The 14,005-nt window shown below is 36.1% G+C and carries 11 protein-coding genes; 8 read left to right on the top strand and 3 right to left on the bottom strand.

Features of this window, described 5'->3' with window-relative positions:
- Positions 1-25 precede the first annotated feature (25 nt).
- From IWC72_RS14650 to IWC72_RS14685, 8 genes are read left to right on the top strand one after another with little or no spacing between them, the layout of a single operon-like run.
- Complete coding sequence (locus tag IWC72_RS14650; protein WP_194526901.1) at positions 26-691, top strand: Crp/Fnr family transcriptional regulator; 666 nt, start codon at positions 26-28, stop codon at positions 689-691.
- A 34-nt stretch (positions 692-725) separates the two neighbouring features.
- The gene (locus tag IWC72_RS14655; RefSeq protein ID WP_194530279.1) at positions 726-4,232 is read left to right on the top strand and encodes a metallophosphoesterase family protein; all 3,507 of its coding nucleotides are present in this window, start codon (positions 726-728) and stop codon (positions 4,230-4,232) included.
- A 17-nt stretch (positions 4,233-4,249) separates the two neighbouring features.
- Positions 4,250-5,863: a glutamate synthase-related protein gene (locus IWC72_RS14660; RefSeq protein WP_194530280.1), complete on the top strand. Its 1,614-nt coding sequence runs from the start codon at positions 4,250-4,252 to the stop codon at positions 5,861-5,863.
- 12 nt (positions 5,864-5,875) lie between these two features.
- A complete protein-coding gene (locus IWC72_RS14665; protein WP_194530281.1) occupies positions 5,876-6,610 on the top strand; it encodes a hypothetical protein in 735 nt (244 codons plus the stop codon).
- A 2-nt stretch (positions 6,611-6,612) separates the two neighbouring features.
- Positions 6,613-7,269, top strand: a complete 657-nt coding sequence (locus IWC72_RS14670; RefSeq protein ID WP_194530282.1) for an NAD(P)H-hydrate epimerase — start codon at positions 6,613-6,615, stop codon at positions 7,267-7,269.
- Between the two features lie 18 nt (positions 7,270-7,287).
- The gene (locus IWC72_RS14675) at positions 7,288-9,237 is read left to right on the top strand and encodes a thiamine pyrophosphate-dependent enzyme (protein ID WP_194530283.1); all 1,950 of its coding nucleotides are present in this window, start codon (positions 7,288-7,290) and stop codon (positions 9,235-9,237) included.
- 10 nt (positions 9,238-9,247) lie between these two features.
- Positions 9,248-10,486 (top strand): cation:proton antiporter, encoded by a 1,239-nt coding sequence (locus IWC72_RS14680; RefSeq protein WP_194530284.1) that lies wholly within the window; start codon positions 9,248-9,250, stop codon positions 10,484-10,486.
- Positions 10,487-10,498: 12 nt separating this feature from the next.
- A complete protein-coding gene (locus IWC72_RS14685; protein ID WP_194530285.1) occupies positions 10,499-11,137 on the top strand; it encodes a Pycsar system effector family protein in 639 nt (212 codons plus the stop codon).
- Positions 11,138-11,139: 2 nt separating this feature from the next.
- On the opposite strand, the gene IWC72_RS14690 is transcribed toward IWC72_RS14685, so the two are convergent.
- The 3 genes from IWC72_RS14690 to IWC72_RS14700 all read right to left on the bottom strand — a co-directional run bounded on the left by IWC72_RS14690 (position 11,140) and on the right by IWC72_RS14700 (position 14,000).
- Positions 11,140-11,499 carry a hypothetical protein gene (locus IWC72_RS14690; RefSeq protein ID WP_194530286.1) on the bottom strand — a complete coding sequence of 120 codons (360 nt, stop codon included), beginning with the start codon at positions 11,497-11,499 and terminating at the stop codon, positions 11,140-11,142.
- Positions 11,500-11,707: 208 nt separating this feature from the next.
- A complete protein-coding gene (murQ, locus tag IWC72_RS14695) occupies positions 11,708-12,541 on the bottom strand; it encodes an N-acetylmuramic acid 6-phosphate etherase (protein WP_194530287.1) in 834 nt (277 codons plus the stop codon).
- Entirely contained in the window at positions 12,534-14,000 is a 1,467-nt protein-coding gene (locus IWC72_RS14700) for a sodium:solute symporter (RefSeq protein ID WP_194530288.1), read from the bottom strand. Before IWC72_RS14700 ends, murQ begins: the two co-directional genes overlap by 8 nt.
- Positions 14,001-14,005: the final 5 nt, after the last annotated feature.

The following is a 14,005-nucleotide window of genomic DNA, read 5'->3' on the forward strand; positions in this document are numbered from 1 at the left end:
TATTGGTTTTTGTTAAAATTAAATTTTGAAAGCAATTACTAAATATTGGTTTTTAGAAGGATTTAGTCTTTTTAAAAAATTAGGGATGCCTACTATGATGAAGCTCTGTGATCATTTAGAAATGGAGTATGTAAATAAAGGCAGCATCATTAAGATAGGGGAAAGGGATAGAAAATGCATTTTCTTTCTAAAAAGTGGTTCCGTTAAAATTATGGACTCCGATAACGACGTAGTTAAGTATGTTGTTAAAAAGGGAAATATTTTTGGTGAACTATCCATTTATGATAAAAACCGCTCTTCTAAAGAAGTCGCCTTAGCTCTAGAAGATGTAGTAATTTGTTATATCGAATCTGATATGATGGAAGATTTGATGGAACAACATAAGTCTCTAAACAATGCCTTGTTAAAAATATATGGTCTTCGTATCAGAAAATTAGAAACAAGACTACAAGACCTTTTATATAAGGACAGTAAAACGAGAATCTCTGAATTTATAAAAGCTTTTATAGAAGAGTTTGGTGAAATAGAAAATGATAGGGTAGTGGCAAAGAACCTACTCTCTCATAAAGACATAGCCAACTTGACCAATACTTCTAGGCAGACAGTAAATAATGTATTAAGCACAATGCGAAAGGATAATATCATTGATTATGATTCAAAATCTATATCGTATTCAAAAAGTGATTCTTAAGTCATTTAAACACGTACCAAACAAACCAAATATAATGAAAAAGTTCTCCCATTTTTTGCTAATATTCTTTTTAGCTCTATTCACAACTACTGTTTTTTCTCAGGAAATAGAGCAATCCATTTTTGTTACTGGTAACACATGGAACACAACAGATACCGAAGTCCTATTAGCCATTTCGAAAGAATCCAAATTAGTTGCAAAACCCACTGTATTACTGCTAGGGAACGCCGCCCCTACCACCGAAATAGAAAAATCTATTGATAAGCAGTTGTCAGTTATGTCAAATCTAGGTAATGATGTCATTTTTATACCTGGTAGTAAAGAGTGGGCAAATGGCTATAAGGGCGTTTCTGATATTGAGAAATATATTCAGAAAAACAGTAAAGCTAAATTTTATCCTGATGATGCAGAACCTATTAAGCATCAAGATTTAGGAGAAAACGTAGAATTGATTACGGTAGATTCTCAATGGTTTTTGGAAGATTGGGACGATCATGTTTATATCAATGAAGATTCAGAAATTCAGAATAGAACCTTATTCTTTTTGGAATTTGAAAATCGAATTAAAAAAGCACAAGGTAAAATCGTATTTGTTGCTTTATATCACCCTATCAGAACAAATTCGAAACAAGGTTTTTTTGATAATATAGGCGGATTTAAAACAGAAGATTTTCAAAACCAACAATACCGTAGGCTTAGAAATAGGTTAAAAACTATTGCTAGAGGCGCAGAAAACGTAATTTTCTTATCCGGTCAAGGTAAAAATCTACAATACATAAATAGTAGTGTGCCTCAGATTATTAGTGGAGCAGCAGGTGAAACGGAGGCAGTAAAGAAAGGTAATGATGGTGATTTTTCTATCGCTAAAAAAGGTTATGTTCGCCTAGATATTACAACTGACGGTAGTGTAAAGGCAAATTACTATGCTTTAGAAAATGGTTCTTTTAATGAAGTTTTTAAGACTACTGTACTAAAAAGCGAAACTGAAAATTTACAGGTTTACAACTTCGATAAAAATCTAGGAGCTAAAAAATCAGCGGCTATTTATACGAAAGAAGCAGCTACAAAAAGTGGATTTTACAAAGCACTATGGGGAGAGCATTACCGGGACTTTTATGGTAAGGAGGTGAATGCACCAGTAGTTTTCTTAGATACTTTAATGGGAGGTTTAACCCCGTTAAAGCGAGGAGGAGGACAACAATCAAAATCACTTAGGTTAGAAGATAATGAAGGTAAGCAGTATGTTATGCGTGCCTTAAAAAAGAGTACCATAAAGTTTTTACAAGCGAATGCTTTTCAAGAAACTTATATTGGAGATGTTTTAGATGGTACAACCGTAGATAAATTTTTAGCCGATTTTTATACGACTTCAAATCCATATACTCCTTTCGTTGTAGATGGGTTATCTAATGCAGTTGGTGTCAATCATACCAATCCTATTTTATACTACATTCCTAAACAAGAAACATTAGGTATTTATAATGATGAGTTTGGTGATGAATTGTACATGATTGAAGAGCATGTAGGCGATACTCAAGTAGAAGCTGAAAGTTTTGGAAAACCGTTAAAAATATTAAGTACTGCAGATGTTTTACAAGAAATAAACAGATCGGGTAAATCGGTAGTAGATGAGTCTTCTTATATAAGAGCAAGAATATTCGATATGCTTTTGGGAGATTGGGACAGACATGAAGACCAATGGCGTTGGGCGCTTTATAAGAATGAAGACGGAACGGAGTATTGTAGTCCGATACCAAGAGACCGTGACCAAGCATTTTCAAAGTACGACGGTACTTTAATCAGTTTTCTAACCAGAGTAATACCAGGGCTACGTAAAATGCAAACTTATGATGAAGATCTAAGAAGTGTAAAATGGTTTGCATCATCTCCTTATCATTTAGATTTAACTTTTATTCATGCTTCTGGTTGGGAAGAGTGGGAAAAGCAAACCAATCATATTCAAAGCCAGTTATCAGATGCTGATATTGAAAATGCTTTTGAAGCAATCCCTGATGAGATAAAAGGACCGATCATAGATGATATTAAACAGAAATTAAAAGGTAGAAGAGATAATCTTAAAAAAATAACAAAAACATATTATCTCTATTTGAACAAGTTTCAAGTTGTTACAGGAACACAGAAAGCAGATGATTTTACCATAACTAGATTAGCAGATGGTAAGACTACGGTAAAAATAGACCGTAAAGATTTAGGTCTTTTAAATCATACATTTTCGAATGACATTACCAAAGAAATTTGGCTATTTGGCTTGGATGGAAAAGATACGTTCACGGTAGAAGGTGAGGGAGACCATCCTATAAAAATTAAAATAGTAGGTGGAAAGAAAAATGATACATACGACTTTAAAAACACGCGAAAGGTAAAACTTTATGATTACAAGGATAAGGAGAATACCATTGTAAATAAAAGATCTAAAAAATGGTTGGTAAATGATTATGAATTAAATAATTACGATCATAAAAAAGTAAAATATAATTTTAATCAGTTGTTACCTATAATAGCATTCAACCCAGATGACGGAGTGAAATTAGGAGTGATTAGTAATCATACTTCATATAGTTTACAACGTAATCCATTTACATATAAGCATAGTATTAATGCTGCATATTATACCAGTACATCAGGTTTTGATTTGTCGTATAAAGGGGAGTTTTCGAATATTTTTCATAACTGGAATTTTGGTTTAGAAGGTTTGTATACGAGTCCTAGTTTTTCAGAAAATTTCTTTGGCTTTGGTAATGAAACGCTTTATGACGCTGATGAGGTGGATTTAGATTTTAATAGAATTAGAATTAGTAAATTTAAAGCAGCAGTGTCATTACAATGGGAAGGTATTAACGGAGGTTCTTTCTATTTTAAACCTTTAATAGAATCTTTTGAGGTTGATAATACAGCCGATCGCTTTGTAGCACAACTACCACAGACTAATACAATTTTTGATAGGCAAACCTATGCAGGTGTAGAAACTGCTTATAATTTCAAAAATAAAAATAGTGCCGCTTTTCCTACCTTGGGGCTAGATGCAGGGCTGACCATAGGTTATAAAACGAATATAGATAATACCGAAGCAGATAATAGTTTTGCGTACATACAACCACAATTGATCATAGATCACAAATTAACTAAAAGCGGTAGTATCGTTTTTGCAACCAAGATTGCAGGTGAAGCATTGATCGGTGATGATTTTGAATTTTACCATGCAGCAACTATTGGCGGTATCAAGAGCTTAAGAGGATTTAGAAATGAAAGATTTACTGGAAAACAATCTTTTTATCAGAATACAGATTTAAGGTTTCCTTTAGGAGGGTTAAGAACCAGCCTTGTACCTTTTAGATTCGGACTTACCGGTAGTTTCGATTATGGTAGGGTTTGGGTTGAAGATGACACTTCAAATAAATGGCATAATTCAGTAGGTGCATCAGCTTGGCTTATAGGAGCTGAAGCTTTTACGGCTAACATAGGATATTTTAATAGTTTAGATGGTGGGCGTGTTGTCTTCGCACTAGGCTTTTCTTTTTAATTAAAAAATTACTACCAATGAAAAAACCAATTGCAATTGCCCAAGTAGACACTTTAGAAAACAAAAAACCAGAACACGCATTAGTCAATGGTTTGGATTTAGTAATCGTAAAATTTGATGATGATATTTCTGTATTGTATGGTAGATGTCTGCATAGAGGAGCATTAATGTCAGACGGTCATGTAGATGGTCATAACCTTATTTGTGGTGTTCACGGTTGGGATTATAGAGTAGATACCGGAGTTTCAGAATACAATAACGCTGAGGTATTACATAAGTTTACTACTAAAATAGAGGGTGGTGGTCTTTTTGTAGATGAAGAAGAGATAGATGCTTATTTAGTGGACAGTCCGCAACCTTTTAATAGAGATGCTTATTTGGGCGCTTACGCAGATACACACCCTGAAGAGACAGAACCATACACCGGGTATATAAAAGAATTAGCTACCAACGGACTTAAAAATTTAGGGCATCACGGTTTTTCGGCTTCCATGGGTGTAGATAGAAATACGTTACCAAAATGGAGCGATATTCAATTTTTGCCTGCCCAATTGGCAAGTAGACCGTTGCTAGATGAAGATGAGGTGGCTACAAAGGTGGTTATAGGACCAAAGGCTAAAAAGCCTTTACATTTAGATATTCCCCTGTTTGTGAGTGATATGAGTTTTGGTGCTTTGTCACGCGAAGCAAAAATAGCGTTGTCTAAAGGTGCAGAACTGGCAGGTACGGGTATTTGTTCAGGAGAAGGTGGTATGTTGCCTCAAGAGCAAGAAAATAATAGCAAGTATTTTTACGAATTAGCTTCGGCAAAATTCGGCTTTACTTGGGATAAGTTAGATAATGTACAGGCATTTCATTTTAAAGGCGGACAAGGAGCAAAAACAGGTACGGGTGGTCATTTACCAGGTGCTAAAGTAAGTAAGGAAATTGCTGAGGTAAGAGGTTTAAAAGAAGGTGAGACGGCAATTTCACCAGCCACTTTCCCAGATTTTCATGGTGTAGATGACTTCAAATCTTTCGCAGCTCAGGTAAGAGAGCGTACAGGTGGTATACCGATTGGATTCAAAATTGCAGCAAGTCATATAGAAAAAGATATTCAATTTGCATTAGATGTGGGTGTCGATTATATCATTTTAGATGGTAGAGGTGGGGGAACAGGTTCTGCACCAACCATATTAAGAGATAATATCAATGTACCTACAATTCCTGCTTTGGCCAGAGCAAGAAAATATTTAGATAAAGTAGGTGCCACAGATGTAACCTTGGTTATTACCGGAGGTTTACGAGTAGCTGAAGATTTTGGTAAAGCCCTTATGTTAGGTGCAGATGCTATTGCCGTATCTAATTCGGCTTTACAGGCAATTGGCTGTTTGGGTATGCGTGCTTGCGGTAGTAACAACTGCCCTGTGGGTATTGCAACCCAAAAAGAATCATTACGCAGTAGATTGATAATAGAATCTTCGGCAAAACAATTACATAACTATTTTGATGCTACAAATAACCTTATCAAGGTTATAGCAAGAGCTTGTGGGCATGATGATATTTCAAAATTCAATTTTGATGACCTATCTACTTTTAATCATGACATGCATCGTTTAACAGGAATTAATTACGGCGGTGTTAACGCTTAAAAACAATATAAGATGGATAAAATGATGCATTTAGCGGCACAGTATTTAGCTGCTGCAGGAATAAGTTTTGTAGAGAAGAAGGCAGATGATAGTCATACCAATCTTGGCTGGTCAACTGATAAACAACGTTTAGAAACACACCCGTTATCAACAGATGGGGACGTTCTTGCTTTAAACTATAATACCTTTTCGTTAGAGTGGAATTCCCCTAAGAACAATGCTTCCTTTGCTTTAGATGGTAAAACCCATCAGCAGGTATTGGAGTGGTTAACGAATTCTGCGGATACTTTTTTGGGTAAGACATATACCTATGATTTTCATTACGACCTACCGTATTCAATTGATGATTCTTTCACCTTTGTATTAGATGCATCTAAATTAAAGGAACTTGCCGATTTGAGAAGTTTGACGCAGTCAGGTCTAGAAAAGACACTTGAGATAAATGGTTTGGAATCGGACATTCGTATTTGGCCCCATCATTTTGATTCAGGTGCTTATGTTATTATATCTGATGATTTGTCTATAGGCTTTGGTTTAGCTGTACCTGATACGATGATCAATGAACACTATTTTTATATCAGCGGATACAAAGGGCATAGCGGTTTAGATACTTCTAAGTTTGATTCTCTTTCATTAGGTGAATGGAAAAACGACGGATTTAAAGGAGCGGTTTTATCAGCTACAAAAATTGACAAAGAACAAGTGGTAAAGTTTTTCACGGAAGCTATCAATACCTATAAAAAGTAAATATGCAGGTGACCAGTCTTTCATTAGAAGCCTTTAAAGTGATGGATTATTGGGCTGTTGAAAAATTCAATCTGTCCATTGAATTGATGATGGAAAATGCGGGGCTTCAACTAGCAAGATTAATCGCCAAAAAGGCAAATGAGACCTCTGTTATCACTATTGGCGTTGGTAATGGAAACAATGGCGGCGGCGGTTTAGTAGCTGCTCGCAGACTTGCTGCTTGGGGGTTTAATGTGAATTTAGATTTGGTAGTTCCTATTACCAAAGACCTGCCAAAAGCACAATTAGAAAGAGCGTTGTTGTTTGGAGCTAAAGAAGGTATTCCAGAAACAACGGATATTTGGGTAGATGCCTATTTAGGATTCTCTCAAAGATTACCGTTGTCAGATGCATTTGTAAAAAGTATTGCATTAGCAAACGCATCAACGGCATTTAGAATATCATTGGACATTCCCGTTGGTATTTCTAAAGATGGTGAATTATCAGGGTTTAAAGCAGACCAGGTAATGACATTGGCAGCTCCTAAAATTCTTTTAGAAAAATTACTAAGCGGAGTAGAAGTGTATATGGCTGATTTGGGAATTCCAAAATCGGTTTATGAGCATTTCAATATTCAAATGCCTGATTTTAAAGAATACCAATTGATAAGAATTAAATAACCAGAAAAAAACCGACCCATGGAAAAGAAAGTAGTGTGGCATAAAGTGTTAGATAATAAAAAGAGATTGGCAGAAGGTCGTGTAATGACCGTTACTGCTGCTCATAAAGGTATTTGCTTAACACATTTTAAAGGCAAATTTTCGGCTTTAGATAATAAGTGTCCGCACCAAGGTGGTCCTCTAGGGGAAGGTTCTATTGAAAACGGCTTGTTACGTTGCCCGTGGCACGGTTGGGATTTTGACCCATGTACCGGTGTGCCTCCAGGTGGTTATGATGATGGTATTGAAACTTTTCCAACAAAGGAAGAGGGCGATGAAATTTTTGTGGGTATTGAAGAGGAAGAGAAACACGCAGAAACGATTTCTGATGTGATGATAGAGACTATGGTGAACTGGGGTGTTGATACTGGTTTTGGCATGGTTGGTCACTCAAACCTAGGGGTTGCCGATGCCATGATGCGTCAAGAAGAAAAAGGAAATTTCAAATTTATCGGAATACGTCATGAAGGAGCTGCAGCATTTGCGGCATCTGCTTATGGTAAATTAATGGGGAAACCCGCAGTTTGCTTTGGTATTGCAGGTCCGGGTTCTACCAATATGTTTACCGGTATGTGGGATGCTAAAGTAGACCGTTCACCAATGTTGGCACTTTCTGGTCAGGTAAATACACAAGTACTGGGAACAGGTGCTTTTCAAGAAGTAGATTTGGTAGGTGCTTTTCAAACCGTAGCCAATTTTAACCATAGTGTACAACAAAACTCTAAGCATAGTGAATTAATGAGCTTGGCAATTAAAAGCGCATTAATAAATAGAGATGTATCTCATATTACTTTCCCAGATGAGGTTGCCTTTATGCCAAAGCCAGATAACGAAAAGGCACAGACTCCAGAAGATAGAATTACACCTTTTAATATTTCACCACCAAGACAAATGGTAGCGAAAGCAGTGGGTATGATTACAAAATCTGAACGACCTGCAATAATCGTAGGACATGGCGCTCGTTTTCAAATGAATGCTATAATCGCATTTGCAGAAAAATTAAACTGTCCGGTAATCACCACCTTTAAAGGAAAAGGACAAATTTCTGACCATCATGAATTAGGTTGTGGAGTACTTGGTAGAAGCGGAACGCCCATAGCTTCATGGTTTATGAACGAGAGTGATTTATTGATTGTTTTTGGAGCATCGTTTTCTAATCATACAGGTATTACGCCTAAAAAACCTATTATACAGGTAGATTATGACCCAGCAGCTTTAAGTAAATTTCATAAAGTTGATGCTGCGCTATGGGGAGAGATTTCTGAAACCTTGACCATTATAGAAGAACAAACCGAAGGAAAAATAAATACGGTAGATAGACGTCCAGAAATTGCTAAACGATGGGAGATATGGCAGGAGGAAAAAGCAAGTAGGCTGCAAGATGAAAGTACAGTTAGTCTAAGTTCAATTGCAGTATTTGATGCAATGAACAAAGTAGTACCAGACAATGCGGTTATTGCCGTAGATGTTGGTAACAACACCTATTCTTTTGGTCGTTATTTTGAACCTAAAAATCAATCTGTATTAATGTCGGGTTACTTGGGTTCTATAGGTTTTGCATTGCCTGCGGCAATGGGCGCTTGGGCTGCTCAAGGTAAAGAAAGACCTATTTGGTCGGTCTCAGGTGATGGTGGCTTTGGTCAGTATTTAGGTGAGATGATGACTTTGGTGAAATACAATATGAACATTAAGCATGTGCTTTTAAACAACTCGGAAATCGGTAAAATTTCAAAGGAGCAAAAAGCAGCTGAATTGGATGTTTGGAAAACTTCTTTACACAATGCTAATTTTTCAAAATATGCAGAGAATTGTGGGGCACTTGGTATTAGAGTTACCAAAATAGAAGAATTAATACCTGCTTTAGAAAAACTAAAAGCACATGATGGTCCGGCATTACTGGAAATAATCACTGACGCTAGTTTGATTTAAATAAGAAAACATGTTTCAATCATTTAGTATCATATTCTTAATTGCCGCCTTTTTTAGTTACGTCAACTATAAGTGGTTAAAGTTGCCATCAACCATTGGGTTAATGATTTTAGCTTTGTCAACGGTCATTTTAATTACATTGACTCAAAATATATTTCCTGCATTTTATCTTTACTTCTGCGATGTGGTAATCAATACAGATTTTAGAAGTCTGTTAATGGACGGTATGTTGAGTTTCTTGCTTTTTGCTGGATCTTTACATGTTAATATAGATGACCTAAAAAAAGAGCGGAAATCCATACTATTGTTTGCAACATTCGGAGTACTTATTTCTACTACAATAGTCGGTTTTTTAACCTATTATCTTGCTCAATCTTTAAGTATAGAATTACCGTTAATACATGCTTTGCTTTTTGGAGCATTAATTTCACCTACTGACCCTATTGCGGTAATGTCAATTTTGAAAAAGGCAAATATTCAGAAAAGTTTGGGAGTAAAAATTGAAGGTGAATCTTTGTTTAATGATGGTATTGGTGTTGTAGTGTTTTCTGGTTTGTTAATTGTAGCACGATTAGATGAAAATAGCAATGAATCCGTAAGTAGTGCAATTGGCGAGCTATTTTTAATGGAAGCCGTTGGTGGAATTGTCTACGGTTTGATTTTAGGTTATATAGGATATAGAGTTATTAAATCTATTAATGAAAATCCGCAATTAGCGGTTTTAATAAGTTTAGCCATTGTCATAGGTGGTTATGCAATAGCTTCGTTACTTCATGTATCCGGACCGTTGGCTATGGTAGTTTCGGGTATGGTCATTGGAAATAAAATTAATATTGCTTCAAATAAAGGAATAACCCGAAAGATGCTGAATGAAATTTGGGAAGTTCTAGATGATGTATTTAATGCTATTCTGTTCGTTCTAATAGGGTTGTCGATACACCTGCTAAAATTTGATTCTTTATACCTTACTTTAGGTGTCTTGTCTGTATTCGTGGTGCTTTTAGCTCGATTTATATCTGTATTATTGCCTTATAGCTTACTTAAACATGAAGAAAGTAAACCTATAAAAACCGTAGCTATTTTAACTTGGGGAGGCTTACGCGGCGGTATATCTATAGCGTTGGCACTTAGTTTGTCAGAAGACCTTTCCGCAGAAATAATATTGTACATAACTTACGTTGTTGTATTGGTATCGATTCTTGCTCAAGGATTAAGTATTGGTAAAGTGGCAAAGAAAATATATAGCTAGTAAAAGTATTTGATGATGGAAGAATCAGAAAAAGAAATAAAAAAGCAAGAAAAAGCGATTGATAAACAATTGATTACCGAATTGGGTATTGATAAAGAGAAGCTAAAAGAACTGAAGAAGAAACTAGCAAAAGTTGAACCTCGTTCAGAACGTGGTGCAGAAACTTTGTTTCGTTTGGTATCTAAAAATCAGTATACTTTGAACGCGATGATCGATAGAAAATCGAATATTCTTATTTCCATCAACGCACTTATTCTATCTATAATCTTGGGAACCGTATTAAGTCAGTTAGATAAAGATCCACATCTTATATATCCGGCAATTATAATGTTGGTAACTAATCTCATATCCATAGCATATGCAGTATTTGCCACTAGACCAGAACTTACGCATGGAGATAGAAGCACCAATAACCTTTTGTTCTATGGTAATTTTAATACTATGAATGAGGAAGAGTACACAGAAGAACTTACCGGCTTAATGTACAAAGGAGACGAACTGTATAAAACCATTGCAAAAGATACGTTTCATTTAGGTAAGACAATTGATAGAAAGTTTAAACTACTTAGAACTTCTTTTCATGTTTTCTTAGTAGGTATTATTTTGGCAGTGGTAGGCTTTATAGCTTGCCATATCATGTTTGCTATGTAATCTTAATTTAATGGTACGGCGTTCGTTTTAATTCTAAAACAACGCTCTTCTCCTAAGAAAAGCGGATTCCCATGTTTTTCTGACCAAAATCCGTCTAAAATATCTTTAGAAATACATTGGTAAACAGCAACACCTTTGTAAATATTACGGTCTTCGCCAGAATATCTAAAGTTTATAACCAGAATATTATTCTTAAAGAAACCCGTACCAGTTTGTTGCTGTGTATTGTTGATGGTCCATTTAGCTATAACTCTTGAATTTAAATCTAAGGATAAAATTAATTTTCCTTTATAGGTGTTATTTTCGGCATCCTGATTGCTCCCCATGATACTATATTCCCCAACTAAATCTTCAACAGTCATATAATTTTATTTCAGTTGCGAAAATATTGAAAATTTTAAAGGTTCATTTCATAAGAAGATGTATTAAAAAAGAAAGACCGAAAAAACAAAGTTTCTCCGGTCGATCTGAGTAGTTGAATAGAACAGTAACAATTAAAAAATGAAAATCCCAATCGAGGCATTTGGTATTCTCGCTTAACAACTAAACTTTAATTGGGGCAAAAAGGTTCTATTCAAAACTACTTTTAGGCATTTTATCTTTGTAGAGGTCTATAACGGTCCTTACACTTTTATGTTTTTTTAGGAGTAGTTTTGCCAAATCAGCTTCAATACCAAGAGCTTCTATAATCATTTTGGTTCCGCGTTCCACTAATTTTTTGTTAGACAATTGCATGTCTACCATTTTGTTTCCTTTTACTTTTCCGAGCTGAATCATTACCGATGTTGAAATCATATTCAGAACCAGTTTTTGAGCCGTACCGGCCTTCATTCGGGTGCTTCCGGTTACGAACTCGGGTCCAACTACAATTTCCATGGGATACTCCGCTGTCTGGGATAAAAGTGAGTTTTCGTTACAAGAAATACCTCCGGTTATGAGACCTTCTTCCTTAGCCTTTTTCAACCCGCCAATTACATACGGGGTAGAGCCAGATGCGGCAATACCCAGGAGTACATCATTTTTATTGATATTAAAGGGTTTCAGGTCTTCCCAAGCTTGTTCCGTATTATCTTCCGCATTTTCTACCGCTTTTCTTAGAGCCACGTCACCACCGGCAATAAGACCTATGATGTGGTCATCTGACACCCCAAAAGTAGGAGGGCATTCAGAGGCATCTAAAACTCCTAATCGTCCGCTAGTACCGGCGCCAATGTAAAAAAGTCTTCCGCCTTGCTGCATTTTATTAACTACAGCGGCCACAAAATTATGAATCTGTGGTAGCGCTTCTTCTATGGCCATCGGAACGGTTTTATCCTCAGCATTTATAGAACTGAGCAGCTCTAATAACTCCATCTTTTCAAGATTGTCATATTTAGAGGATTGTTCAGTGATGGGTTTACTCATCTTTCTTTGTTTTTTTATGTATTAATAGTAGTCCTGTAATAGTAATAGCTGCATTTACGGCTATGTTTATAAATCCGAAATCGAATTGAAATGTATTTTGAAAATAACTCCCCAAAAAATATGTGGCCATAGGTGCGGAAACGCAAACCAATGGTACCCATTTATCTTTAACGGAAACTTTGGTGAACATGCCAAAAAGGTATAAGCCCAATAGCGGCCCATAAGTATATCCTGCAACCTTAAAAATGAGCGAAATAACATCACCCTTGCTATTGGCGAAAGACACAATGATTACAAAAATGACACATGAAAACGCGATTAAAACCAGATTCTTCAGCTTCTTTTTGGTTTCACTTGGTTTATGTTCAATATCTAGAAAATCATAGGTGAACGAGGTTGTAAGGGCGGTTAAAGCAGAGTCCACGCTAGAGAATGAGGCAGCAATAATTCCCAGGATAAAAAATATACCTGCCAGAATGCCTAGATGGTTCAATGCCAAGTTAGGGAATAGGGTATCCGTATCTAACAGTAGTCCGTTTTTGCCTACTTGTAAGGCTATACCATTATCTTGAGCATAGATGTACATTAAAATACCAAGTCCCATAAAGAGAAATTGGGTAATGGCCAAAATGAGGCTATAGGTGAGTGTGTTTTTTTGAGCGTCCCAAACGTTTTTGCAGGTTAGGGTTTTCTGCATCATGTTTTGATCCAGACCGATCATGGCAATGGCCACTAAAATACCGGCTATAAATTGTTTGTAGAAATTGTTTCCTGAAGCGGCATCCCAATTAAAAATTTTAAAGTATTGGTGCTTTGTAACGCTTTCAACGGCTTCCGGTAAACTTAGGTTTAGAGAAGTTATGATGGTGTAAATAGTTATTACGGCGCCTAAAATGAGAAAAACCGTTTGCATGGTATCCGTCCATACAATTGTTTTAATTCCTGATTTGTTGGTGTAGAGCCAAACTAGGGCTAGAATAAGAATCACGGTTAAGAAAAAAGGAACACCAAAGTGGTCGAAAACCGCGAATTGTAAAATTTTTGCAGCCAATAATAATCGCAATGCGGCACCAAAAGATTGCGATACAAGAAAAAATAGTGATCCCGTTTTATAGGTTTTACTGCCGAAACGGTCATTGAGATAGGAATAAATGGACACCAATCTCAATTTGTAATAAAGGGGAGTTAATACAAAAGTAATAAAGAGATACCCCACAACATTCCCCAATATAAATTGATAGAAATGAAAATTGTTGTTGCCTACCATCCCCGGAAGAGAAACAAACGTAACTCCCGATAGACCGGCACCGACCATACCGAATGCAACTAAATACCAAGGCGATTTACGATCGCCCGTAAAATAGGTTTCGTCACTTGAATTTTTTGATGAGAAATAGGAAATAGCCATCAAAGTGTGGAAATAGATGGCTATGATAATTAAGATTAGAGTAGGACTCAAAAATG

Source organism: Zobellia roscoffensis, assembly GCF_015330165.1.
Classification (GTDB): domain Bacteria; phylum Bacteroidota; class Bacteroidia; order Flavobacteriales; family Flavobacteriaceae; genus Zobellia; species Zobellia roscoffensis.

Excerpts from the sequence above, each read along its gene's own strand:
- IWC72_RS14655 (WP_194530279.1), top strand. The coding sequence starts at position 726 with ATGAAAAAGTTCTCCCATTTTTTGCTAATATTCTTTTTAGCTCTATTC.
- IWC72_RS14660 (WP_194530280.1), top strand. The coding sequence starts at position 4,250 with ATGAAAAAACCAATTGCAATTGCCCAAGTAGACACTTTAGAAAACAAA.
- IWC72_RS14665 (WP_194530281.1), top strand. The coding sequence starts at position 5,876 with ATGGATAAAATGATGCATTTAGCGGCACAGTATTTAGCTGCTGCAGGA.
- IWC72_RS14670 (WP_194530282.1), top strand. The coding sequence starts at position 6,613 with ATGCAGGTGACCAGTCTTTCATTAGAAGCCTTTAAAGTGATGGATTAT.
- IWC72_RS14675 (WP_194530283.1), top strand. The coding sequence starts at position 7,288 with ATGGAAAAGAAAGTAGTGTGGCATAAAGTGTTAGATAATAAAAAGAGA.
- IWC72_RS14680 (WP_194530284.1), top strand. The coding sequence starts at position 9,248 with ATGTTTCAATCATTTAGTATCATATTCTTAATTGCCGCCTTTTTTAGT.
- IWC72_RS14685 (WP_194530285.1), top strand. The coding sequence starts at position 10,499 with ATGATGGAAGAATCAGAAAAAGAAATAAAAAAGCAAGAAAAAGCGATT.
- IWC72_RS14690 (WP_194530286.1), bottom strand. The coding sequence starts at position 11,499 with ATGACTGTTGAAGATTTAGTTGGGGAATATAGTATCATGGGGAGCAAT.
- murQ (WP_194530287.1), bottom strand. The coding sequence starts at position 12,541 with ATGAGTAAACCCATCACTGAACAATCCTCTAAATATGACAATCTTGAA.